A 24,076-nucleotide genomic window follows, 5' to 3' on the forward strand; every position below is an offset into this window, starting at 1 on the left:
CTTGTTCAACATCTTCGGTTTTTATATGACCTAAAACACCCCAAGGGCCCTCATAACCTAACTCAAACAAGGTTTTGATCATAGGATATTCATAATCGCCTTCACCAATAGTTAGAATTTTAGGACCATCTTTGCGTATACCATTTAAATTCACACAGGTTAAATAGGGTTTTATATTTTTAAATACTCGTGTATAATCGTTTAAATCTTCCTGAGCATGGTGAAAATTATACACGATTTTCAAATTAAAATCAGGTAATCTTTTTATAATTTCAATTTGATTATCGGTGTTTGCAAACCATCCACTGTGATTGTACAAAGCCAAATCAACGCCTAAAGCATCCGCTTTCTCCTTAATAAATGTAATGTAGTTAATAGCACGATTAATGGCATCTTCCTGACTCAAATCTTTAAAATAATTAGGACTAAAACTCAACCAAATATCCGGTTTGTTTTCAACACCTTCAAGTTTAGTTAACAGTGCTTTGTTTAACGGACTTAACTTTCCTATACTATCTCTTTTTGCATTTAACCATAAAAATATAGACTCAATAGCCATATTATTTTCCTTAGCTAAGGCAAATTCCTCTTGGATATAATCTAGATGTTCTTCACGCCAATTATAACCATATTTAGAAAATCCCATGTCTTTAAGCATGCTAATGCGTTCTTGTGGTTGACGTTCTAAAGCATCAAAAGAAACCACACACCATGGTATAATATCCTCAATGGTTATCTGTTTTTTCGCTTGTGCATAAGAAAAACTTAAGGGTAGGATAAATAATAAAAAACTGATTTTAAATAAATGATGCATTGATTTTTTTATTGAAATATGAGTTTAATAGAAACAAATTATAGGGTTCATTTTAGGTTATAATTGGTATTAAATGATAAACTTAAAAATAGTACTTAATAGCTTATGATCTAAACATCGCAATATGCGGAATATCATCTTCTAAATAGGTATCGCCTACTTCTTTAAAACCTAAATTATTATAAAATTGTTTCAAATGATATTGCGCTGAAATTTTAATCTTAGTTTCTCTAAAATGAATACGAATGACTTCAATGGACATTTCCATAAGTTCATAGCCATATTGGTGCTTACGTTGTTTTTGTGCAACCACAACACGCCCAATACTGGCGGATTCAAAATATAAACCAGGCTCAAAAATACGTGTGTAAGCCACAAGTTTTTTTCCTTTATACCCTAAAACATGCAGGGCTTTGTCATCTTTACCATCAATATCTTGGTACACACAGTCTTGCTCCACCACAAAAACTTCACTTCGTAATTGAAGTAGTTTATAGAGTTCGGTATTGGTTAAATCTTCAAAAGTTTTGATTTTATAATCTAGCATGGGCTTTTTATAAGTTAAAATGTAAGTACAATGTCAAAACGAGATCTGTTACAAAAATAGCGGTATTGATATGATATAAATTTTTACTTTGCAGACCCCTTAGTTTTTAAAAAACCTGAAGGACCTTATCACAACAATGATTGCGCAATGGAGATAATCCTATTTTAACATTATAAGTATTTATCTAGTTTCTTCTAAACATGAATTTAAGATTGAAATTACCGTATTTTAATCATGAGATTCCTGCTTTCGTAGAAATTTAATCTTGAACGATAACATCTTTAGCATCATCATAACTGTATTCTGGCTGAATATTCACATGATTAATATGGTATTTTTTAAAGACATACTGCTCAATATTCTTTAAAATGGTATCGAATTCAGATAAGGTTATATCTTCACTAAAATCAATATGAGCTTCTAGATGTACCTCATCTTCGTTTAGTTGCCAAACGTGAACATGATGCACGTTTTTAACACTTTCAAAAGCATTAATTTCATCTACAATTTTTTGAACAGGCACCGAATCTGGGGTAAAAAGCATGAGGACTTTGGTAGAGTTGATAAGCAAATCAAAACCCATCCAAATTAAGTAAATAGCTATCGCAAAAGTAAGCACACTATCTACCCAAAATAATTGATAATATTTCATGAGTAAACCGCCAACCAATACCGCCACACTGGCCATCATATCGGTAAGTAAATGAATGTAGGCGCTTTTCATGTTCATATTGCTTTTAGAGTCTTTCTTTAATAAAAGGACACTAAAACCATTACCTAAAATAGCGACTAGAGATAACCAAATCACTAAATCAGATTCGATAACTTCAGGGTTTTTAAAACGTTTAAAAGCTTCAATTATTAACAAAACGGCCACAATTATTAAAGTGGCTGCATTAATAAAGGCAGCTAATATTTCGGCACGTTTATAACCAAAAGTACGTTGAAAAGATGCTTTTCTTTTTGTTAATTTATTAGCGATATAGCTAATAATTAAAGAAATAACATCGCTAAAGTTATGTAAAGCATCACTAAGTAGGGACAAACTTCCAGAGAGGAGTCCGCCAATAACTTGCGCTACCGTAATAACGATGTTTAAAAGTATGGATATAACGAGATTCCGACCTTTAAGATCGGGATGATCATGAGTATGATGATGCCCATGAGAATGACTCATTTAGCAAGACACCGGTATTTTATCAATTCTAGTTTGGTGTCTTCCACCTTCAAATTCGGTGTTTAAAAAGACATCAACCATTTCTAAAGCTTGTGGAATGGCTGTAAATCTTGCAGGAATACATAAAATGTTTGCGTTATTATGACTTCTTATAAGGTGTACAATTTCTTTATTCCAACATAAACCGGCACGAATGCTTTGGTGTTTGTTCGCAGCCATGGCCACACCGTTGGCACTACCGCAAATTAAAATACCATATGTAGAAGTTTTGTTTTCTACATCGGTTGCTACGGGGTGTACAAAATCGGCGTAATCTACACTATCGTGAGCATCGGTACCATGGTTGTTTACGGTATATCCTTTAGCTTCAAGAAGTTCCTTAATTGCAAATTTATATTCTGTTCCTGCGTGGTCGTTTCCTATAGAAATTGTCATGTGTATATCTTATATTGTATTGTTGTACAAAGGTAGTAATTATTAACCATGTGTATTAAAATGTGGATGACTTGTTAATAACTGTTCATTACTTTCTAAAAGAAAAATATTGAATATCCATTTATTTTTCCAATCAAAAACCACAACTTAAAATCCAAATTTTTAATTCATTTTTTTTAGCGAGGTTATGAGTTCAAAAATTGTGAGCTATGAACATCAAACTTAAAAAACTTATGAATAAATACAGCTGGGTTTTGGTTGTTAACAACTGTGGATATAAAAATGAAAAAGACTTAAAATTAGACAATTAATCGAAATTTAATTGTTAAGAACCTATTAACAAACTGTAAAGTTAAAACCATCAAAATAAAACTTAGAGAAGTTATACCAGTTATTAACACCCTATAATAACCACCATTGTTTTTTTAAATTTTAAAAGAAAAATAATAATATATATATAAGTGTGGATAACTTCAAAATTATGATTAAAAAACTACTTTTGTTTTTACTAATTTCTATAATTAGTTTTCAAGGCATAGCCCAAACCACTGCGATTCCAGATCCTAATTTTGAACAAGCGTTAATAGATTTTGGTTATGATACTAATCTAGATGGTGAGGTACTTACATCTAATATTTCTGGTGTAACAAGTTTAGATATAAATGATAAAAATATTTCAGATTTGACAGGAATTGAAGATTTTGTTGCATTAACAAGATTATATTGTTACAATAATTCCTTAACAAGTTTATATGTAGGTCATATTACAACATTAAAAGAATTAGATTGTTCTTGGAATTCCTTACCAAGTTTAGATGTAAGTAATAATATAGCATTAGAAAAATTATATTGTTCTTCTAATTCCTTACCAAGTCTAGATGTAAGTAGTAATACAGCATTAGAATATTTAAGTTGTTCTAGGAATCCCTTAACAAGTTTAGATGTAAGTAGTAATACAGCATTAGAAAAATTATATTGTCATAATAACTCTATAACAAGTTTAAATGTGAGTAGTAATACAGCATTGACATATATAAAATGTGATAATAATCATCTTACCAGTTTAAATGTTAAAAATGGTAATAATGTTAATTTTACATATTTTGAAGCTACCAATAACAATTTAACCTGTGTACAAGTTGATGATGTAGCCTATAGCACAACAAACTGGACAGATATTGATGATAACTCAGTGTATAGCGAAGATTGTCCTGCTGCTCAATCCACTGCGATCCCAGACCCTAATTTTGAACAAGCGTTAATAGATTTAGGTTATGATACTAATCTAGATGGTGAAGTACTTACATCTAATATTTCTACTGTGACATATTTAGATGTAAATAATAGAAATATTTCAAATTTAGCAGGTATAGAAGATTTTGTAGTATTAGAATTTTTAATTTGTTCTAGAAATTCATTGGTAAGTTTAGATGTAAGTAGTAATACAGCATTAACATCATTATGGTGTGGTGATAATTCTATCACGAGTTTAGATGTAAGTCATAATACAGCATTAGAAAATTTAATTTGTTATGATAATTCCTTAACGAGTTTAGATGTAAGTACTAATAAAGCATTAGTAATTTTAGTTTGTTCTGATAATTCTTTACCAAGTTTAGATGTAAGTAGTAACACGGTATTAGAAATTTTAAGGTGTGGTGGAAATAATATTACAAATTTGAATCTAAGCAGTAATACAGTATTAGAAATTTTAAGTTGTTCTTTTAATCCATTAACAAGTTTAGACGTAAGTAGTAATACAGCATTGACAGATTTAGATTGTACTGATAATTCTTTACCAAGTTTAGATGTAAGTCGTAATACAGAATTAATATATCTAGATTGTACTTATAATTCATTAGAAAGTTTAAATATTAAAAATGGTAATAATGATAATATGATATATTTTGAAGCTACAAATAACAATTTAACCTGTGTACAAGTTGATGATGTAGCCTATAGCACAACAAATTGGACATATATTGATGATAGCTCAGTTTACAGCGAAGATTGTTACACTTTAAGTACAGAGCAATTATCTTTCGCTGGGTTTACTTTATACCCAAATCCTGTAAACAGTATTTTAAATATTGGTTTACAAAACGGCGCGACACTAAAACAAGTTACCGTGTATAACAATTTAGGCAAGCCATTATTTACTGCAAATACAACAAGTATAAATGTAAGTGAATTAAGTGCTGGTATGTATTTTGTTAATGTAGAAACCATCCAAGGTAAGTCTATAAAAAAGGTAGTTGTTAACTAACTACTTTTTTAAATTAATAAACTAAAAGGCTCACATGTATTTGTGAGCCTTTTTTATGATTTAAACTTAAGGAAACACCGCTTTAAATTAAAAACTGTAGCTTTGTAAAATATAAGTAGCAAAATCTTCTCCTTAAACCATGCTATTTAATAACACAATTCCTGTATCTTAGGAATTGAAAACGATTACCATAATAAATGACTAGAAAAAGAAAAGGAAAATCCAAAAATAAAGGGATTTCCAACCTATCAAATACGATTTTAAGTATTTTAAAAAAAGAAAGAAACCAATCTTTTAACTACAAACAAATTGCTGCTAAACTTGGTGTTAATGATGCCAGTAGCAGAAATCAAATCATAAAAAAATTACGCGATTTACAAGGCAAACAAGAAATTGAAGAAGTTGAACGCGGTAAATTTAAAGCGGTAGTAAATACCGAATATCATACAGGACGTTTAGATCTGGCTGCCAAAGGCAACGGTTACATTATTTGCGACGATTTTGAAGATGATGTGTTCATTGCTTCAAACAACATCAATAAAGCCTTACATGATGATGAAGTGGAATTCTATGTATACAAACGTAGAAGACGTGGCAAGTTAGAAGGTGAAATTACAAATATTATTAAACGCTCAAAATCGGAGTATGTTGGGGTGATTCAATTGCATGAAAAATATGCTTTTGTGATTGCCGATAGTAATAAAATGTACAAAGATATTTTTGTACCTATCAATAAAACCTTTAAAGCTGAAGACGGTGATAAAGTTCTAGTAAAACTAGAAGATTGGCCAGAAAAAGCTGATTCACCTTACGGAAAAGTGGTGCAAGTACTTGGAAAACCAGGCGATCATAACACCGAAATTCATGCTATTTTAGCTGAGTATGGCTTACCTCACGAATTTCCTTATGAAGTCGAACAATTTGCAAATCAAATTGATACGTCTATTACTGAAGAAGAAATTGCCAAGCGTCGTGATATGCGTAAAGATTTAACCTTTACCATAGACCCGAAAGATGCTAAAGATTTTGATGATGCTTTATCCTTTGAAGTTTTAGACAATGGCTTATACGAAATTGGTATTCATATTGCCGATGTATCGCATTATTTACAAGAAGGTACCGTTTTAGATGATGAAGCTTACGAGCGCGCCACATCGGTGTATTTAGTAGATCGTGTGGTACCAATGCTTCCAGAAGTATTATCAAACAAAGCCTGTTCTTTGCGTCCTCATGAAGAGAAATATACCTTTTCAGCGGTGTTTCAAATGAATGATAAGGCTGAAGTTAAAAACCAATGGTTCGGTAGAACCGTAACTTACAGTGATGCCCGTTATGCTTACGAAGAAGCTCAGGCCGTTTTAGAATCAAAAACTAATGAAATTCCTGCGGAAGTCTCTTTAACAGGAAAAGCTTATAAAACCGACCAAAAATTAGCCGATGCCATTTTAAAAATGGATGATTTGGCTAAAATTATGCGTGGTAAACGTATGCAATCTGGAGCCCTTTCTTTTGATAAAGTGGAAGTGAAATTCAATTTAGATGAAGATGCCAATCCCGTTGGTGTGTTCTTTAAAACCAGTAAGGATGCTAATAAACTTATTGAAGAATTTATGCTTTTAGCTAACAGAAAAGTTTCAGAATTTATAGGAAAACAAAGTCCGAAAAAAACCTTCGTTTATCGTGTGCATGATGAACCTGATGAAAGTAAACTGGCTAATTTACAAGGTGTAGTTTCTAAGTTTGGTTATAAACTTAATTTTAAAGATCGTAAAACCACGGCAGCTTCACTGAATCACTTATTAACAGAAGTAAACGGTAAAAAAGAACAAAATTTAGTCGATACTTTAACCATTAGAAGTATGAGTAAAGCCGAATATACCACGCATAATATCGGGCATTACGGTTTAGCTTTTGATTATTACAGTCATTTTACCTCACCTATTCGTCGTTATCCAGATGTCATGGCACATCGCTTACTTCAGCATTATTTAGATGGCGGAAAATCGGCTAATGAAGAAATTTACGAAGAAAAATGTAACCATTCCAGCAACATGGAAGGTTTGGCAACACGTGCCGAAAGAGACTCTATAAAATACATGCAAATCCGTTTTATGGAAGACCATAAAAATGAAAATTTTGTAGGGGTAATTTCCGGGGTAACCGACTGGGGAATTTACGTTGAAATCATTTCTAATAAATGTGAAGGTATGGTAAGTGTGCGTGATATGACGGATGATCATTATGCTTTTGATCAAGATCAATTTGCTATGGTTGGAAGAAATACCGGTATGAGTTATCAACTAGGTGAAGAAGTGGTGGTTAAGGTTAAAAACACCGATCTGGTTAAAAAACATTTAGATTTTACCTTATTAGGAAAACCAGAAGATCAAAATTAAATTTATCACAAAGTCATTTTAGGCTGGTCTAATTATTGATAATTTTGTATCTATAACTAAAACAAACTAACGTATGAAACGCATATTTTTTATTTTATCAGTATTGATTTCCTCTTCTATTTTTGCCCAAGAAACGGTTGAAAAAACAGTTGGTGAATTTACAGAAGTCAAGGTTTACGATTTAATTCATTTAGAAATGGTTAAATCAGAGGAGTATAAAGTGGTTATTACTGGTGAAAACACAGACCAAGTTTCTGTTCATAACAAGAATGGTAAACTTAAAATTAAGATGAATATTGAAAAACTCTTCAACGGTACCAATACTAAAGTAAAATTATATTATAAACATGTTGATATCATTGATGTAAATGAAGGCGCTCAAATTACTTCTAATGATGTCATTGAGCAATTTGAAATCGATTTAAGAGCTCAAGAAGGCGGAACGATTACTGTACCTGTAAAAGTTAAGCATACTATAGTTAAGTCCATTACAGGCGGTATAATCACGGTTAAAGGGACTTCTAAAGACCAAAATATAGACATCAACACCGGTGGGATATTTAAAGGTGAAGAATTAATTACTGAAGATACTGATGTTTCTATAAAGGCTGCTGGTGAAGCATACGTTCACGCTACTCAAGAAGTGAATGCAAAGATTAGAGCTGGTGGTAATGTTTATATTTACGGAAAACCAGAAGTTATTAACGAAAACACAGCTTTAGGTGGAACCGTAAAACGTATGGACAAATAAGTATTAATATATATTTTGAAAACAAAAACCGTCCTAAATGGATGGTTTTTTGTTTTTATGGTGTTTTCATTTTCCTATTGCTTTAAATATTTCTTTACTTTGTATAAAGCTTCTCATAATGATTATTAATGATATTTTAACGGCAATTCCCTTCGGGATCATACTTGCTTTTACCATTGGCCCTGTATTTTTTGTATTACTTGAAACTAGTGCTACAAAAGGGTTTAGAGCTGCTTTAATATTTGATTTAGGTGTTATTTTAGCCGATATTATCTTCATTTTAATCGCCTTTTATAGTACCAATAACTTAAGAGGGAAAATAGGGAATGACCCTAATTTTTTAATTTTTGGAGGCGCTTTACTCATTGTTTATGGGGTTATTTCTTTTGTAAAAACGTCTAAATCTTTTCGATCTATAGTTAAAGAATATCATAAAGTGATCATAAAAAAGGATTATGGAAAACTTTTTGTCAAAGGTTTTTTACTTAATTTCATAAATATTGGTGTGCTTTTAGGCTGGTTGGGCTTTATTGTTTTAGGTGATTCTTTAACGTCTTCTGAGCATGGTGGTGCTATATTTATAACTTCTATGTTAGGGGCCTATTTTATGACAGATTTGGTTAAAATTCTTATTGCAAAGCGTTTAAAAGCAAAGCTAACACCACGACTTATTTTTAAAACTAAAAAAGTCATCGCTATTGTCATTTTCGCTTTTGGTATTTTGTTACTCCTACAAGGGCTATTCCCTAAAGCCTATGAGAAAAATATAGAAAAATTAGAGCAGCAAATGTCTGTTGGTTATGATGACTCTATAGAAAGTTCCATAAATTTAATTTCACACCAATAGAACACGAGCACGACTATCCCCTTGAGAGGTGGTGATCATAGGGGTGTATCTAAATATTTAAGATATCTTGGCATAAAACCCCTAAACACACTTCCCAAAAAACAAAAAAGCCTCCAGAATAAACTGAAAGCTTTTTTTTGAGGCGTCGAGCGGATTCGAACCGCTGTACAAGGTTTTGCAGACCTCTGCCTAGCCACTCGGCCACGACGCCATTTATATGTGTGCGATTTCACACCGTTTTTGAAATCTGCTGCAAATGTATAAAAAATTGTGACTTTTCTATATATAAAATTACTTTTTACGCTTTTGGTGCATTTTTATAGTCACTTTTTCTACATCACCACCAATCGGCGGGTTTAATTTACTCACCCAAACGGTGGCTTTTTTAATGGATTTATTTTCTTTAAAAATACGGTTTAATATGCGTTTAGCTACGGTTTCCAAAAGCTGTGAAGGAATCTTCATTTCTTCTTTAATAATCCGATTTAAAAACACGTAATCTACGGTATCACTAAGTTTATCGGTTTTTGCAGATTTTTGCAAATCAGCTTCAACTTTTAAATTTACCGAATAATCGCTACCAATTTTTGTTTCTTCTTTTAAACAACCGTGGTTGGCAAAAATCCTAATATTTTCAACAGTTATAATTCCCATGTGTTATGTAAATAAATCGAAAACATTACTTAAGGTGCTTGTTTTCGTTTTGTAAAATTCTGTATAAGTGCAATTTTTACAGGTTACCGATGAAAATTTTTGATTCTGAACATCAAAAATCTTAGATAATGTCCCTCCAGTTGCTCTCATTTGTCCGATGGTATAGGTTTTATTTTCGCATTTCGGACAGATATAATCTAAGTTTTTCATAATATTATTTCGTTTGGTTTATACAAGTTGCATGTATAAATATACTGAAATAATTTTTATTAGGCTTCCTTAGATATATTGGGCAAAAATAACTTGAATTTCCGTAATTTTGAGCCTTATTTAGTTGAAAAAGATCAGGAAATGTCTGAAGAAAGAAAATCACTCAATTTTATTGAGCAAATTATAGAGGAAGATTTATCAAACGGAATGTCTAAAGAAGCCTTGCGTTTTAGATTTCCGCCAGAACCAAACGGGTATTTACATATTGGACATACCAAAGCCATTGGTATTAGTTTTGGTTTAGGTGAAAAATATGAAGCACCAGTAAATCTAAGATTTGATGACACCAATCCGGCCAAAGAAGAGCAGGAGTATGTAGATGCTATTAAAAAAGATGTGGCATGGTTAGGTTATACCTGGGATAAGGAATTATTTTCTTCTGATTATTTTCAACAACTTTATGATTGGGCCATTCTTTTAATTAAAGAAGGCAAAGCTTATGTAGATTCTCAATCTAGTGAGGCTATGGCCGAACAAAAAGGAAGGCCTACACAAGCAGGTGTTGATGGACCTTTTAGAAATAGGACGGTTGAAGAAAACCTTGATTTATTCGAACGCATGAAACAAGGTGAATTTGAAGAAGGTGAACATATTTTACGTGCTAAAATTGACATGCAACATCCAAACATGTTGATGCGTGATCCTATTATTTACCGTGTTTTAAAGAAACACCACCATAGAACGGCAAACGATTGGTGTATTTACCCGATGTATGATTGGACCCATGGTGAAAGTGATTATTTAGAGCAAATTTCACACTCACTATGTTCTTTAGAATTTAAGCCGCATAGAGAGCTTTACGATTGGTTTTTAGACCAAGTTGTCGTTGAAGAAAAATTAAGGCCAAAACAACGCGAATTTGCACGTTTAAACCTTAGTTATACCATTATGAGTAAACGTAAGTTGCTTAAATTGGTAGAAGATGGCGTGGTTAATGGTTGGGACGACCCTAGAATGCCTACAATTTCTGGCTTACGTCGAAGAGGATATACACCTGCATCGATTAGAAAATTTGTTGAAACGGTTGGAGTTGCCAAGCGTGAAAATGTGATTGATGTATCGCTTTTAGAATTTTGTATTCGTGAAGATTTGAATAAAACTGCCCCACGTGTAATGGCGGTTTTAAATCCTGTAAAAGTGGTTATTACCAACTATCCTGAAGATAAGGTAGAATGGTTAGACGCTGAAAATAATCAAGAAGATGCTAGTGCTGGTTTTAGAAAAGTACCGTTTTCTCGTGAAATATTTATTGAAAAAGATGATTTTAAAGAGGAAGCTGGTAATAAGTTTTTCCGATTAAAATTAGGTGGTGAAGTGCGTCTTAAAAATGCTTATATCATCAAAGCTGAATCTGTGGTTAAAGATGCTCATGGTGAAGTGATTGAAATTCATTGTACCTATTCTGAAGATACTGCAAAACGTGTTAAAGCCACGCTACACTGGGTTTCTATTGAACATGCTTTAAAGGCTGAAGTACGTGAATACGATCGTTTATTTAATGATGAAGCGCCAGACAGCCACCAAGACAAAGACTTTATGGAATTTATCAACCCGAATTCGCTAAAACATATCACCGCCTTTGTAGAACCAAGTTTAAAAGAGGCCCAAATTGGTGATCGTTTCCAATTTCAACGTTTGGGGTATTTTAATGTGGATGATGATTCAACCGCTGAACATTTAGTGTTTAACAAAACCGTAGGTTTACGTGATTCTTGGGCGAAGGCGCAACCAAAACCACAGCAAAATAATGCACCGAAAAAACAGAATATGCCAAAACGTAAGGCTATTGATGTGATTCAGCAATTAGGAAAAAAATATACCAATTTACCTGATGCTAAACAAGAAAAGGTGAAAGCTGAAATTTTAAAATTGGCTAAACAAGTGTCTTATGATGAATTAGCACCTTTGTTTAATACAGCTGTTAAAAAAGTAGGAACGCGTATCGCGGTCACACTAGTTTTAGGTGTTTTATTAGAAAACGGACAAGCAAAGAACGAAGAAATAGATGCTTTTATAACTAAAGCTTTAGAAGATAAGAATGCACTTTTAGTACAGTTTGCTCAAGGGTTATAGTTTATGAGGTGGTGTCTAAAAAAATAAGACCCTATACCTTAGTATTTTAACTATCTTTATAGTCTAACCAAAATTTTTTTAGAATGGAAGCTTATTATAACCTTATTGCAATGCTTGTTGCGGCTTTTTCTGCTTTAGTAATCGGATCTATTTGGTATCATCCAAAAGTCTTTGGAAATGCTTGGTTGAAAGCAGCAGAATTGAATGATAAACAAATGAAAAGTGGCAGTATGGTCAAAATATTTGGTCTGGCTTTACTGTTTGCATTCATGTTATCTACGGCGCTACCAGGTATTGTGATTCACCAAGTTGGGGCTTTAAGTTTAATAGGGGGTGACCCTACACAAGCTTTAGCTTCTTATGACGCTTTTATAGCCGATTATGCTACTAATTTTAGAACCTTTAAGCATGGTGCTTTACATGGTATTCTTACCGGTATATTTGTCGTTTTACCGGTTTTAGGAACCAATGCCTTGTTTGAGCGTAAAGGAGCAAAGTATATTTTTATAAATAGCGGATACTGGATCGTGACTTTAGCCATCATGGGCGGTATTATTTGCGCTTGGAAATAGTTCATATTTGAACATTATTTTTGTAAACTTTTAACTTGTTTAAAGACTGAGAATTGTAATTTTCGGTCTTTATTGTTTCTATTGAAAACTTATACCATTTATCATTCGAGTGAAGTGCTTCCAAATTCTTGGGATGCTCTGACGGGTCATGATGTTTTTCTTCAGAAGCCCTACTTGTGCGCTTTAGAGCAAGCGACTCCAGAGAATATTCAGTTGTATTATGTGGGTATTTTTTTAGATGATGTGCTTGTTGGTATTGCTATAATTCAGCATGTCAAGTTATATTTGGAAGACATGTTTAGAAAATCTGAAGTGTCATGCCTAAAAGAAGGTTTTCAAAAGTTGCTTGCCAAAGTACTAAAGGGAAATGTCTTAGTTGCTGGAAACCTTACCCATACGGGACAGCACGGTATGTATTTTGATAAAAATACGATTTCATATAAATCCTATACGCAACTAATTTTGGAGGCTCTAAACGCTTTAAAAAGACGTATTAAAGAAAAACACAACAAAACCGTCCGTTTAATTATCTTTAAAGATTTTTTTAATGACGATGTGTTATATAATGAAGCATTAGTGTTTCAAGAACAGCAGTTACATCAGGTTTCAGTGCAACCTAATATGATATTGAATGTTCCTTCGGAATGGAATGACATTTCAGATTACACTTCTGCATTGACTAAAAAATACAGAGACCGTTATAAACGTGCTAGAAAAAAGTTAGGAAAAATTCGCCGTATTGAATTGGATGTAGAAGCCGTTGAAAAACACAAAACCACAATTCACAAACTGTATTTAAATGTTTCTAACAACGCGAAGTTTAATAGTTTTCGACTCCCAGAAAGCCATTTTTTAAGCTTAAAACAACATTTACAAGGCCATTTTAAGGTTTTTGGATATTTTTTAGATGATGAATTGGTTGGTTTTTATACCTTGATTTTAAACGGAAAAAAGCTAGAAACTTATTTCTTAGGTTATGATTCTGAACATCAATACCATAATCAACTGTATCTAAATATGCTTTATGATATGTTAGAATTTGGTATTGAAAACCAGTTTTCACAAATCATTTATGCCCGAACCGCTATGGAAATTAAAAGTTCTGTAGGCGCAAAAGCCCTTCCTATGCAAATGTATATGAAGCACACTAATCCGTCTTTAAATGCACTGCTAAAACCTGTTTTTAAATTAATGAACCCCAAGCAAGAGTGGGAGGAAAGGCACCCGTTTAAGGTTGTTTAACTGTTTATACGTTTAATCGTTTATCCAAATGTTTATTCGTTTAACCGGATATCAATAATTTTAGTCTTATAAATTTTTAAACGTAGGTCACTCTGAACTCGTTTTAACTTTGTTGAATCTTCGATTTCAGGGTCATATAATATCATATAAATAAGTTCCATAGAAGCTGAAATCAGTTAAGCATGCCGTTTCGTAAGCAACGCGGTTCAATTCATAAACAAATCAACGATTTAACATTTTCTCAAATGAATATAAAACGTCAACGTCTTTCGCTAGCGCGACGGTTCAACGCATAAAACGATTCAACAAAAAACAGTTAAACAATTTATTCATCACCATTTTCATCCTGTTTCTTCTTCTGCGCCTTCATAGCTTCACCAATTTGGTTACTGGCTGTAAAACTGGCTACCATATCGTTTAACATGTTGCTTCCAGCTTGTGGTGCGTTAGGTAATAAAATTAAATTACTGTTGGTTTCTTCACCTAAAGATTGTAAGGTGTCATAATGTTGGGTAACAACGATTAGTGCAGAAGCCTCTTGACTGTTAATACCCACACGGTTTAAAACTTCAACCGATTCTTCTAATCCTCTTGCAATTTCGCGACGCTGATCTGCAATACCTTGTCCTTGTAAACGTTTGCTTTCGGCTTCAGCTTTTGCTTTTTCAACAATTAAAATACGTTGGGCATCACCTTCGTATTGGGCTGCTGTTTTTTCTCTATCGGAAGCATTAATACGGTTCATGGCCGCTTTTACTTGAGCATCTGGATCAATGTCAGTTACTAAAGTTTTAATGATATCAAATCCGTAATCTAACATGGCATCGTTTAATTCAGCTTTTACAGCCAATGCGATATCATCTTTTTTAACGAAAACATCGTCCAATTTCATTTTAGGCACTTCGGCACGAACCACATCAAAAACATAAGAAGTGATTTGTTCATGCGGATAATCTAATTTGTAAAAGGCGTCATAAACTTTCTGACTAATTACGCGGTATTGTACTGAAACTTTTAGACGAACAAATACATCATCCAAGGTTTTGGTTTCAATAATAACGTCTAATTGCTGAATTTTTAAACTCAAGCGTCCGGCAACACGATCAACTAAAGGAATTTTTAATTGAAGTCCTGAATGACGAATACTTTGAAATTTCCCGAAGCGTTCTATAATCGCTGCGGTTTGTTGTTTTACAATGAAGAGCCCTGATATAATTATAAAGGCGACAAGAACTAAAAATGCAATTGTAATAAAATTCATGATTATGAGTTTAAAAGTGATAAATTATTCAAATTTATGAAATAGACTATATTTGAGCGTTTAATTTAGCTGTATGAAATATAAGTCATTTTTATTATTAGTAGTCACAATATTGTGTTTTGTTACAAAAAGTTTCTCTCAAAAGGGCCAATATCAAATTAGAAATGGTTTCGGAATTTCTGGTGGTATGAGTCAATATGATATCAATACCGATAATTTTAAAACCAAAGCAGCTACGGGTTTTTTAGGTGGATTACGGGCATCGGTTGATTTACCACATAAATGGTATAACTTGAGTTATGGCATGCAGTTCTCTGAAAATCAAATTGAAATTTCAGGGAGACCAGATCAGTTCAGTCTAGAGGAAGACTATATAAAATATAAACTTTTGGCTGTTAGTTTAGATTTGAGCTTACACGTAAAACTTATAAAAAACTATCTCATGATTGATATCGGGCCTATGTTGCAATTCAATGGGCCGTTAGAATTTAAAGATGAAGATCAGGAAGGTTATTTTATTAACAACTATGATCATTTAACGGCTAAGGACATCACCAAGTTATCCAAATTCCATATGAATGGCGTTGTAGGTGCTTCAGTAGGCGTTCGTAATTTTATGTTGAAAGGTCAGTATATTTACGGTTTTACTAATATTTTGAATAAATTAAATAAAGAAAAAGTTGATAATTCAGGTGGGAAATCAAAGTTTGAAGGGCATCAACAAATGCTGACCTTATCGGCTATTGTTACTTTTTAAAATGTATTATTGTTTATTCGTTTATTTGTTTAATCGTGTAATTGAGGTGTTTACTACAAAAAAAGGAAGATTTCCTTTATATAGGGGAGCTTACTTCTAACTTCTAATATTTAACTTTTTATATTCTCAAATATATGAGGAGTTAACTCCTATGAAACAAAAATCCCCGAAGTTTTTTAATTCTGATAAACTTCAGAAGAAAAAAACTTCAGGGATATGTATAAAATTATATCTAAATTATAGCGTAGCCATGACGTTTTCAATACGTTTAATGCTTTCGTTTTTGCCAATCATGTACATAATATCAAAAACATCTGGTCCTTGTAAGGCACCTACTAAAGCTAAACGTAGCGGCATCATGACTTTTCCAAAGCCTATGTCGTTACTTGTAATCCAACCTTTGATTTCCGTTTGAAGGTTTTCAACAGTGAAATCTTCAATACCGTTAACTAGGGTGTTTACTTCAGATAAAATGGCTTTGGTTTCTTCTTTAAACGCCTTTTTTGATGCTTTTTCGTCATAAGACGTTGGAGCTGTGAAGAAATAATGTGTTAAATCCCAAAAATCAGATACAAAAGTGGCACGTTCTTTAATTAAACCAACTGCCATACTGATGTATTGTAAATCGATATCAGCTCCAGTTTTTTCATCAACCGTAGGTTTGAAGGCTTCAGCTAAAATATCGTTGTGCTGTTCTTGCATGTAATGGTGGTTAAACCATTTTGTTTTATCTGGATCAAATCGTGCACCTGCTTTATGAACACGGGTTAAATCAAAGTCCTTGATGAGTTCATCTAGACTAAATAATTCTTGTTCGGTACCTGGATTCCAACCTAAAAAGGCTAAGAAATTAACCATAGCTTCTGGGAAATAACCATCTTCTTTATAACCTCTTGAAACGTCGTTGGTTTTTGGGTCTGTCCATTCTAAAGGAAATACAGGAAAGCCTAATTTATCGCCATCACGCTTACTTAATTTACCTTTTCCTGTAGGTTTTAAAATTAGCGGTAAATGTGCAAATTCTGGAGCATCCCATCCTAAAGCTTGATATAATTGGTAGTGTAGGGCTAATGACGGTAACCACTCTTCACCACGAATCACATGTGTGATTTGCATTAAATGGTCATCAACAATATTGGCCAAGTGGTAGGTTGGCATTCCATCACTTTTGTATAAAACTTTATCATCTAAAATATTGGTGTCAATTTTAATATCACCACGAATAATATCTTTAAGATGTAAGGTTTCGTCTTGTGGAGATTTAAAACGAATCACATAATCTTCACCAGCATCTAATTTTGCTTGAGTTTCTTCTGCGCTAAGCGCTAAAGAGTTGCTTAATTTTAAGCGGTTGTGCCAGTTATAAATAAAGGTTTTTCCTTTTGCTTCATGGTCTTTTCGGTGAAAGTCTAAGTTTTCAGCGGTATCAAAAGCATAATATGCATTTCCCGAAGCGATTAAATCATCGGCATATTGCTTGTATAACTCTTTACGTTCACTTTGACGGTATGGTCCGAAATCACCACCTTTTCCAACGCCTTCGTCAAAAGGCATACCACACCAATTTAGAGCATCGATAATATATTGTTCTGCACCTTCAACATAACGGTTTTGGTCGGTATCTTCAATACGTAAGATAAAATCGCCATCGTGTTTTTTGGCAAATAAATAATTGAATAATGCGGTTCTTACGCCACCAATATGTAAGGGTCCTGTTGGGCTAGGTGCAAAACGCACGCGAACTTTTTTGGTCATGATATTTTTTATTTCTGTTGAAAATGCAATCTCAAGCATCGGTTTGAGAATCGCTGCAAAGATACAATTAACAGCTAATTTTGAACCTTGTAAAAAAATAAATTGTAGTTTAGTAAGTTAAAAGTTTATAGGCGAAGGCGTTTCTTTCAAGGCATGAATCATTTCAATACTATACAGCAAAAATTAGAAGTGTTTATTAGAAGATTTTATACTAATGAACTGCTCAAAGGGGCGATATTATTTTTCGCTATCGGACTGCTTTATTTGCTTTTTACTTTGTTTGTTGAAACGGTTTTATGGTTACAACCACAGTTTAGAAGCATCTTATTTTGGCTCTTTATTTTAGTGGAATGTGGCTTGTTGGTAAAATTCATTTTTCTGCCTTTGGCAAAATTATTTAAACTTCAGAAGGGTATAGATTATGAAGAAGCATCAAAAATTATAGGAACACACTTTCCTGAAGTGAATGATAAACTTCTAAATGTACTTCAGCTTCAGCGTGACAAAACGAAATCAGAATTACTACTGGCTAGTATTGAACAAAAGTCCTTAGAATTACAACCGGTACCTTTTAAGTTAGCCGTAAATTTTAATGAAAACCTTAAGTATTTAAAATATGCTGCCATTCCTTTGGCTATAGTTTTACTGGTATATATTTCAGGAAATATCACCTGGTTTAGTGACAGCTATAAACGTGTGGTTGATTATAAAACGGCTTATGAGCCACCAGCACCTTTTCAGTTTTTTGTTTTGAATGATCATTTAAGTGCTATTGAAAATAAAGATTTCGTGCTGAAAGTTAAAACCGCAGGTGATGTGGTTCCAGAAAATGTTCAAATTGAGTATAATGACGAAATTTATTTTCTCGAACAAAAAGGCGTAGGGGATTTTGAATATGTGTTTTCACAACCTAAGGAAGCTATTACATTTCGTTTATTGTCTAATAATGTACGGTCTAAATACTATGATATTAATCTTATTGAAACACCAAGTTTAGTAAGTTTCAAAATGAAATTAGATTATCCGTCTTACACACAAAAGAAAGATGAAGTTTTACAAAGCACGGGTAATGCATTGGTTCCTGAAGGTACAAAAGTTACTTGGGAATTGAATACGAAATCTACTGAAGCCGTGCAGTTGTTTTCTGAAGATACTGTTGTCTTCAGAGTTAATAAGAAGAACGTATTTGAAACGTCTAAACAATTGTTTAATGATTTTCAATATACGCTAAGCACGAGTAACAAAAGCCTTCAGAATTATGAAAATTTAGGGTTTAATATCGGGGTGGTTAAAGATGAGTACCCAGAAATCCGTTTGAAGGTGGAGCAAGATACTGTGGACTTACAAAGCTTGTATTTTTACGGACAAGTGAGTGACGATTACGGATTTTCAAAGCTAGAAATGGTGTATTATCCTTCGGAAAAACCATCAGAGAAACAGGTGGTTTCTATGCTAGTTTCAAAAACTAATATTGGTGAATTCATTTCTGCTTTTCCGAATAACTTGCAAATCGAATCTGGAATTCTTTATGAATTATTCTTTCAAGTAGCTGATAATGACCGTGTTAACGGTGTTAAATTTGTTAAAAGTCAGTTAGTTAGCTATAGAAAACGCACAAACGCCGAGGAAGAACACAAAAGTTTACAGGAACAAAAAGAATCGATTCAAGATTTAAATAAATCCTTAGAAAATTTTGATGTTCAGGAAAAGCAACTGGAGAAGCTTACCAAAACCCAACGAGAAAAAAATCAGTTGAACTTCAATGATAAAAAACAGTTGCAACGTTTTCTAAAACATCAAAAGCAGCAGGATGAAATGATGAAAAATTTCAATAAAAAGCTTAATGATAATTTAGAGGAATTTCAGAAGGAAAATAATGAAGCCGATCCTTTCAAGGAAGATTTAAAAGAACGTTTAAAAGAGAATGAAGAGCAGCTTAAAAAGGATGAAAAACTACTTAGAGAATTAGAGAGACTTCAAGAGAAAATTAATAAGGAACAGCTTATTAATAAACTTGAAGAACTGTCTAAACAAAATAAAAACAAAAAACGTAGTTTGGAGCAAATGCTTGAATTGACTAAACGTTTTTATGTTGAAAAGAAATTGGAAAAGCTTCAAGATGATTTACAGAAATTAGCCCAAGAGCAGGAGGCTTTATCTGAAAAATCTAAGGAGGAAAACACCAAAGAAAAACAAGATACGCTGAATAAAAAGTTCGAGAACTATAAAAAGGAAATTGAAGATTTAGAAAAAGAATCTAAAGACCTTAAAAAACCTATTGATATTCCTCGTGATAAGCTTGATGAAAATGATGTTCAAAAAGAACAGCAAGAAGCTTCTGAAAATCTTGAAAAATTAGAAGAGAATAATTCTGAGGAATCTGATGATAAAAATGATTCTAAAGAAAAGCAGAATAGTTTAAAAAAAGCACAACAAAATCAGAAGAAGGCTGCCGAGAAGATGAAGCAAATGAGTGCTCAAATGCAAAATGCACTTCAAGCTGGCGGACAAGATCAAATGAAAGAAGACATGGAAACGCTTCGTCAGATTCTTGATAATCTCGTTTTGTTTTCTTTTGAAGAAGAAGCCTTGATGAAAGATTTTAAATCCATGCAGGGTGATGGCAATAAGTTTGCATCCAATCTTAAAAAGCAAAATAATCTAAGAATTTATTTTGAACATGTTGATGATAGTTTGTTTGCTTTGTCTTTACGTCAGCCTAAATTATCCGAACAGGTAAATAAGGAAATTTCGGAGGTATATTATAATATTGATAAGGCCTTAGAATTGTTTGCAGACAATCATGTTTTTCAAGGCATTTCTAATCAGCAATTCACCATTACGGCGACCAATAATTTATCTGATATGTTAAGTGATGTCTTAGGTAACATGGAAGAAAGTTTAAGCATGTCTGCTGGTAAAGGCGGGCAAGGTGAAATGCAATTGCCAGATATAATTATGGGGCAGGAAGAGTTGAACGAGATGATGAAGGAAGGTATGAAACCTGGTGATGGAAAGCATCCTAAAGAGGGGGAGGGTGAGAAAGAAGGCGAAGGCAAAGACGGTAAGCAAGGCAAAAAAATGGAAAGGAAGGTGAATCCGGTAAAGAGGGCGAGCCATCTAAATCCGGAGTAGGTGGTAAGCAAACTGGTAGCGAAGGTGAAGGTGGTTCTGAAGGTCAAGAAGCGCTTTTGTTTGAAATCTATAAACAACAGCAACAATTACGTCAGGCTTTAGAAGAAAAATTAGCTAAAGAAGGTATGCTTGGAAATGGTAATGCTTTAACACGCCAAATGGAGCAAATTGAAATGGATTTGTTAAACAAAGGTTTTACTCAACAGACGCTACAAAAAATGATGAATTTGAAGCACCAACTGTTGAAAATGGAAAACGCTACTTTAGAACAAGGGGAGGAAGAGAAGCGTGAATCTAAAACCAACCAACGCGAGTTTGATTCCAATTCTAATAATCAAATTCCTGAGGCGAAACAATATTTTAGAACTACAGAAATATTAAACAGACAAGCTTTACCTTTGCAGCAAATTTACAAAGAACGCGTTAAGTCATATTTTAAGGAAAGCCATGATTAACTTTAATTACGAAACCGATTTCAAATTAGATTCTGAAACTCAAATTTCAAAATGGATAACAGAGACCATTTCTTCGGAAGACCATAAACTGGAAGAAATTAATTATGTGTTCTGTGATGACGAATATCTTCATAAATTAAATGTTGAATTTTTAAATCATGATACGTTAACTGATATCATTAGTTTCGACTACTCTGTTGGGAAGATTATTCAAGGTGATATTTTTATTTCCGTAGAACGTGTTATTGATAATGCTAAGGAATTTAACGTGGCTTTTGACGAAGAGGTTAATCGGGTAATCATTCATGGTATTTTACATTATTGTGGTTACAAAGATAAATCAGATGACGAAGCCAAATTAATGCGTGATAAGGAAAACTTCTACTTGGGTCAACTAAAATAGAAGTGTATAATTGATTGTATATTTGCAAACTGAAAACTATTGATGTTCCACGTGGAACATGTTATTGAAATCAAAGATTATGTTTAACGAAGTTTATGATGTTATAGTAGTTGGTGCTGGGCACGCTGGAAGCGAAGCTGCGGCCGCTGCAGCGAATATGGGTAGTAAAACCTTATTGGTTACCATGAATCTGCAGAACATCGCTCAAATGTCGTGTAATCCGGCCATGGGCGGTATTGCTAAAGGACAAATTGTTCGGGAAATTGATGCCTTAGGTGGGTATAGCGGCATTGTTTCTGATACCTCTGCCATTCAGTTCAAGATGTTAAACAAATCGAAAGGACCTGCTATGTGGAGTCCAAGAGTCCAAAGTGACCGTATGCGTTTTGCTGAAGATTGGCGCATGTTATTAGAAGGCACACCGAACTTAGATTTTTATCAAGATATGGTTTCTGGTTTGCTAGTAGAAAATGATCGCGTCGTTGGTGTTAAAACCGGATTAGGTATTTCTATAAAAGCGAAATCTGTTGTGCTTACAAATGGTACTTTTTTAAATGGCTTGATCCATATTGGAGATAAAAATTTTGGTGGAGGTAGAGCAGGGGAAAGTGCCGCTACTGGAATCACCGAACAGTTGGTGCGTTTAGGTTTTGAATCTGGAAGAATGAAAACAGGAACACCACCACGTGTTGATGGTCGTAGTTTAGATTTTTCTAAAATGACGGAACAACCTGGTGATGCGAATCCTGAAAAGTTTTCTTATTTAGATGTGACCAAGTCTTTAGAAAAACAGCGTTCTTGTCATATGACTTATACGAGCCTTGAAGTTCATGATTTACTTCGTGAAGGTTTTGATCGTTCGCCAATGTTTAACGGACGTATTAAAAGTTTAGGACCGCGTTATTGTCCGTCTATTGAAGATAAAATTAACCGTTTCGCTGATAAGGATCGTCACCAATTATTTATTGAACCAGAAGGTTGGCATACCTGTGAAGTTTATGTGAATGGGTTTTCTACATCACTTCCGGAGGATGTTCAATTTAAAGCTTTACGTTCTGTCGTAGGTTTTGAAAATGTGAAATTTTTCAGGCCAGGTTACGCGATTGAATACGATTATTTCCCACCTACACAATTGAAACATACTCTAGAAACGAAGTTGGTTTCTGGATTGTATTTTGCTGGTCAAATTAACGGTACTACGGGTTACGAAGAAGCCGCTTCTCAAGGATTAATGGCTGGTATAAATGCGAGCTTACAGGTTCAAGAAAAGGATCCGTTTATGCTCAAACGTGACGAAGCTTATATAGGCGTTTTAATTGATGATTTGATTACGAAGGGTACGGAAGAGCCTTATCGTATGTTTACTTCGAGGGCGGAATATAGAACTCTGCTACGTCAGGATAATGCCGATGCTCGTTTAACACCCAAAGGTTTTGAATTAGGTTTAGCTTCAGAAAAACGTTTAAAACGTATGGAAGAAAAGCATGAAGCGGCTGAAAAATTCGTTTCATTTTTCGAGAATACTTCTGTAAAACCTGATGAGATTAATCCTGTTTTAGAAAGTAAAAAATCATCTCCTGTAAAGCAATCTGGGAAGTTGTTTAAGGTGTTTGCGCGACCTAATATTGAGATGGAAGATATTCGTCAAGTAGAAAGTGTAGAAAGCTATATTCAGGCTAATAACCTTGATCGTGAAATTATAGAGCAGGCAGAAATTCAAGTGAAATACGCGGGTTATATTGCCAAAGAAAAGAATAATGCTGATAAATTAAGTCGTTTAGAATACGTTAAAATACCATCTAATTTCGACTACTCTCAAATCAAATCAATGAGTTTTGAAGCTCGTGAAAAGCTTAAAAAAATACAACCTGCTACCGTGTCTCAAGCATCAAGAATTAGTGGGGTATCACCAAATGATATTTCCGTTTTGCTTGTTTATATGGGTAGATAATGTTGGTTTTGGAATGTTTTTTTTGAGCGTTCCACGTGGAACATGTGTTTTGTTTTAATGTTTTTTTGCTCTGATTTTATAGTAAAATAGATTTCAATAGGAGGTGAAAGGGATTTAAAAAGCATCTGAATTTGGTTCTTTTTTGTGGTCTTAAAACTTAAAAACCGAGTCTAAATTCATTCCAATTTGACTTCTTCTATTATTTTTTAGGGGCTTTTTTTATAGTTTTTTCAAGTATTTTAATTAGACTTTTTTGCGAATCTGCAAGGTTCTCGACTCCGCTCGAACACCGTTTTGGGGGAGATTTCTTGACGG

General features: G+C 33.5%; 20 protein-coding genes and 1 tRNA gene. 12 read left to right on the forward strand and 9 right to left on the reverse strand.

Features of this window, described 5'->3' with window-relative positions; all coding sequences use genetic code 11:
• The 4 genes from F6U93_RS12930 to F6U93_RS12945 all read right to left on the reverse strand — a co-directional run.
• On the reverse strand, positions 1–814 hold an 814-nt coding region (locus F6U93_RS12930; protein WP_150940510.1), incomplete at its 3' end, for a sugar phosphate isomerase/epimerase family protein.
• A gap of 103 nt (positions 815–917) precedes the next feature.
• Positions 918–1,361, reverse strand: coding sequence for a GNAT family N-acetyltransferase (locus F6U93_RS12935; RefSeq protein WP_150940512.1), 444 nt, complete (start codon positions 1,359–1,361; stop codon positions 918–920).
• 259 nt (positions 1,362–1,620) lie between these two features.
• A complete protein-coding gene (locus F6U93_RS12940) occupies positions 1,621–2,538 on the reverse strand; it encodes a cation diffusion facilitator family transporter (protein WP_150940513.1) in 918 nt (305 codons plus the stop codon).
• A complete protein-coding gene (locus F6U93_RS12945; RefSeq protein ID WP_150940515.1) occupies positions 2,539–2,973 on the reverse strand; it encodes an RpiB/LacA/LacB family sugar-phosphate isomerase in 435 nt (144 codons plus the stop codon). It lies immediately after the preceding gene.
• A gap of 481 nt (positions 2,974–3,454) precedes the next feature.
• Here F6U93_RS12945 and F6U93_RS12950 point away from each other — a divergent pair, with 481 nt between their 5' ends.
• The 4 genes from F6U93_RS12950 (at position 3,455) to F6U93_RS12965 (ending at position 9,233) form a co-directional block, all read left to right on the forward strand.
• Positions 3,455–5,239 (forward strand): T9SS type A sorting domain-containing protein, encoded by a 1,785-nt coding sequence (locus F6U93_RS12950; protein ID WP_150940517.1) that lies wholly within the window; start codon positions 3,455–3,457, stop codon positions 5,237–5,239.
• 197 nt (positions 5,240–5,436) lie between these two features.
• Positions 5,437–7,635 carry a ribonuclease R gene (rnr, locus tag F6U93_RS12955; RefSeq protein WP_150940519.1) on the forward strand — a complete coding sequence of 733 codons (2,199 nt, stop codon included), beginning with the start codon at positions 5,437–5,439 and terminating at the stop codon, positions 7,633–7,635.
• A 73-nt stretch (positions 7,636–7,708) separates the two neighbouring features.
• Positions 7,709–8,386, forward strand: a complete 678-nt coding sequence (locus F6U93_RS12960; RefSeq protein ID WP_150940521.1) for a head GIN domain-containing protein — start codon at positions 7,709–7,711, stop codon at positions 8,384–8,386.
• 121 nt (positions 8,387–8,507) lie between these two features.
• The gene (locus tag F6U93_RS12965) at positions 8,508–9,233 is read left to right on the forward strand and encodes a LysE family translocator (protein ID WP_150940800.1); all 726 of its coding nucleotides are present in this window, start codon (positions 8,508–8,510) and stop codon (positions 9,231–9,233) included.
• Positions 9,234–9,373: 140 nt separating this feature from the next.
• On the opposite strand, the gene F6U93_RS12970 is transcribed toward F6U93_RS12965, so the two are convergent.
• From F6U93_RS12970 to F6U93_RS12980, 3 genes are all read right to left on the reverse strand, one after another.
• Positions 9,374–9,444, reverse strand: a tRNA-Cys gene (locus F6U93_RS12970).
• Positions 9,445–9,524: 80 nt separating this feature from the next.
• The gene (folB, locus tag F6U93_RS12975) at positions 9,525–9,887 is read right to left on the reverse strand and encodes a dihydroneopterin aldolase (RefSeq protein WP_150940523.1); all 363 of its coding nucleotides are present in this window, start codon (positions 9,885–9,887) and stop codon (positions 9,525–9,527) included.
• Positions 9,888–9,890: 3 nt separating this feature from the next.
• Entirely contained in the window at positions 9,891–10,097 is a 207-nt protein-coding gene (locus F6U93_RS12980) for a zinc ribbon domain-containing protein (protein WP_150940525.1), read from the reverse strand.
• Positions 10,098–10,238: 141 nt separating this feature from the next.
• Here F6U93_RS12980 and F6U93_RS12985 point away from each other — a divergent pair, with 141 nt between their 5' ends.
• The 3 genes from F6U93_RS12985 (at position 10,239) to F6U93_RS12995 (ending at position 14,044) form a co-directional block, all read left to right on the forward strand.
• Positions 10,239–12,230, forward strand: a complete 1,992-nt coding sequence (locus F6U93_RS12985) for a glutamine--tRNA ligase/YqeY domain fusion protein (protein ID WP_150940527.1) — start codon at positions 10,239–10,241, stop codon at positions 12,228–12,230.
• Between the two features lie 83 nt (positions 12,231–12,313).
• On the forward strand, positions 12,314–12,802 hold the full coding sequence (locus F6U93_RS12990) for a DUF1761 domain-containing protein (RefSeq protein ID WP_150940529.1): 489 nt from the start codon (positions 12,314–12,316) through the stop codon (positions 12,800–12,802).
• 81 nt (positions 12,803–12,883) lie between these two features.
• The gene (locus tag F6U93_RS12995; protein WP_150940531.1) at positions 12,884–14,044 is read left to right on the forward strand and encodes a GNAT family N-acetyltransferase; all 1,161 of its coding nucleotides are present in this window, start codon (positions 12,884–12,886) and stop codon (positions 14,042–14,044) included.
• Between the two features lie 325 nt (positions 14,045–14,369).
• On the opposite strand, the gene F6U93_RS13000 is transcribed toward F6U93_RS12995, so the two are convergent.
• On the reverse strand, positions 14,370–15,305 hold the full coding sequence (locus F6U93_RS13000) for an SPFH domain-containing protein (RefSeq protein ID WP_150940532.1): 936 nt from the start codon (positions 15,303–15,305) through the stop codon (positions 14,370–14,372).
• Positions 15,306–15,378: 73 nt separating this feature from the next.
• Here F6U93_RS13000 and F6U93_RS13005 point away from each other — a divergent pair, with 73 nt between their 5' ends.
• Positions 15,379–16,062 (forward strand): porin family protein, encoded by a 684-nt coding sequence (locus tag F6U93_RS13005; RefSeq protein ID WP_150940534.1) that lies wholly within the window; start codon positions 15,379–15,381, stop codon positions 16,060–16,062.
• 237 nt (positions 16,063–16,299) lie between these two features.
• Here F6U93_RS13005 and gltX read toward each other — a convergent pair whose 3' ends face one another.
• Positions 16,300–17,817, reverse strand: coding sequence for a glutamate--tRNA ligase (gene gltX / locus F6U93_RS13010; protein WP_150940536.1), 1,518 nt, complete (start codon positions 17,815–17,817; stop codon positions 16,300–16,302).
• Positions 17,818–17,970: 153 nt separating this feature from the next.
• On the opposite strand from gltX, the gene F6U93_RS13015 reads away from it, so the two are divergent.
• From F6U93_RS13015 to mnmG, 4 genes are all read left to right on the forward strand, one after another.
• Positions 17,971–20,952 (forward strand): DUF4175 family protein, encoded by a 2,982-nt coding sequence (locus tag F6U93_RS13015; protein WP_317132855.1) that lies wholly within the window; start codon positions 17,971–17,973, stop codon positions 20,950–20,952.
• 56 nt (positions 20,953–21,008) lie between these two features.
• Complete coding sequence (locus F6U93_RS14970; protein ID WP_317132856.1) at positions 21,009–21,407, forward strand: hypothetical protein; 399 nt, start codon at positions 21,009–21,011, stop codon at positions 21,405–21,407.
• On the forward strand, positions 21,400–21,810 hold the full coding sequence (ybeY, locus tag F6U93_RS13020) for an rRNA maturation RNase YbeY (protein WP_150940538.1): 411 nt from the start codon (positions 21,400–21,402) through the stop codon (positions 21,808–21,810). Before F6U93_RS14970 ends, ybeY begins: the two co-directional genes overlap by 8 nt.
• A 79-nt stretch (positions 21,811–21,889) precedes the next feature.
• Positions 21,890–23,761, forward strand: coding sequence for a tRNA uridine-5-carboxymethylaminomethyl(34) synthesis enzyme MnmG (gene mnmG / locus F6U93_RS13025; protein WP_150940541.1), 1,872 nt, complete (start codon positions 21,890–21,892; stop codon positions 23,759–23,761).
• Positions 23,762–24,076 lie beyond the last annotated feature (315 nt).

It is taken from the genome of Pseudotamlana haliotis (assembly GCF_008806375.1).
Taxonomy (GTDB): domain Bacteria; phylum Bacteroidota; class Bacteroidia; order Flavobacteriales; family Flavobacteriaceae; genus Pseudotamlana; species Pseudotamlana haliotis.

Excerpts from the sequence above, each read along its gene's own strand:
- F6U93_RS12945 (WP_150940515.1), bottom strand. The coding sequence starts at position 2,973 with ATGACAATTTCTATAGGAAACGACCACGCAGGAACAGAATATAAATTT.
- F6U93_RS12950 (WP_150940517.1), top strand. The coding sequence starts at position 3,455 with ATGATTAAAAAACTACTTTTGTTTTTACTAATTTCTATAATTAGTTTT.
- F6U93_RS12960 (WP_150940521.1), top strand. The coding sequence starts at position 7,709 with ATGAAACGCATATTTTTTATTTTATCAGTATTGATTTCCTCTTCTATT.
- F6U93_RS13005 (WP_150940534.1), top strand. The coding sequence starts at position 15,379 with ATGAAATATAAGTCATTTTTATTATTAGTAGTCACAATATTGTGTTTT.
- gltX (WP_150940536.1), bottom strand. The coding sequence starts at position 17,817 with ATGACCAAAAAAGTTCGCGTGCGTTTTGCACCTAGCCCAACAGGACCC.
- folB (WP_150940523.1), bottom strand. The coding sequence starts at position 9,887 with ATGGGAATTATAACTGTTGAAAATATTAGGATTTTTGCCAACCACGGT.
- F6U93_RS12990 (WP_150940529.1), top strand. The coding sequence starts at position 12,314 with ATGGAAGCTTATTATAACCTTATTGCAATGCTTGTTGCGGCTTTTTCT.
- rnr (WP_150940519.1), top strand. The coding sequence starts at position 5,437 with ATGACTAGAAAAAGAAAAGGAAAATCCAAAAATAAAGGGATTTCCAAC.
- F6U93_RS12940 (WP_150940513.1), bottom strand. The coding sequence starts at position 2,538 with ATGAGTCATTCTCATGGGCATCATCATACTCATGATCATCCCGATCTT.
- F6U93_RS12980 (WP_150940525.1), bottom strand. The coding sequence starts at position 10,097 with ATGAAAAACTTAGATTATATCTGTCCGAAATGCGAAAATAAAACCTAT.
- F6U93_RS13015 (WP_317132855.1), top strand. The coding sequence starts at position 17,971 with ATGAATCATTTCAATACTATACAGCAAAAATTAGAAGTGTTTATTAGA.
- ybeY (WP_150940538.1), top strand. The coding sequence starts at position 21,400 with ATGATTAACTTTAATTACGAAACCGATTTCAAATTAGATTCTGAAACT.
- mnmG (WP_150940541.1), top strand. The coding sequence starts at position 21,890 with ATGTTTAACGAAGTTTATGATGTTATAGTAGTTGGTGCTGGGCACGCT.
- F6U93_RS12985 (WP_150940527.1), top strand. The coding sequence starts at position 10,239 with ATGTCTGAAGAAAGAAAATCACTCAATTTTATTGAGCAAATTATAGAG.
- F6U93_RS13000 (WP_150940532.1), bottom strand. The coding sequence starts at position 15,305 with ATGAATTTTATTACAATTGCATTTTTAGTTCTTGTCGCCTTTATAATT.
- F6U93_RS12935 (WP_150940512.1), bottom strand. The coding sequence starts at position 1,361 with ATGCTAGATTATAAAATCAAAACTTTTGAAGATTTAACCAATACCGAA.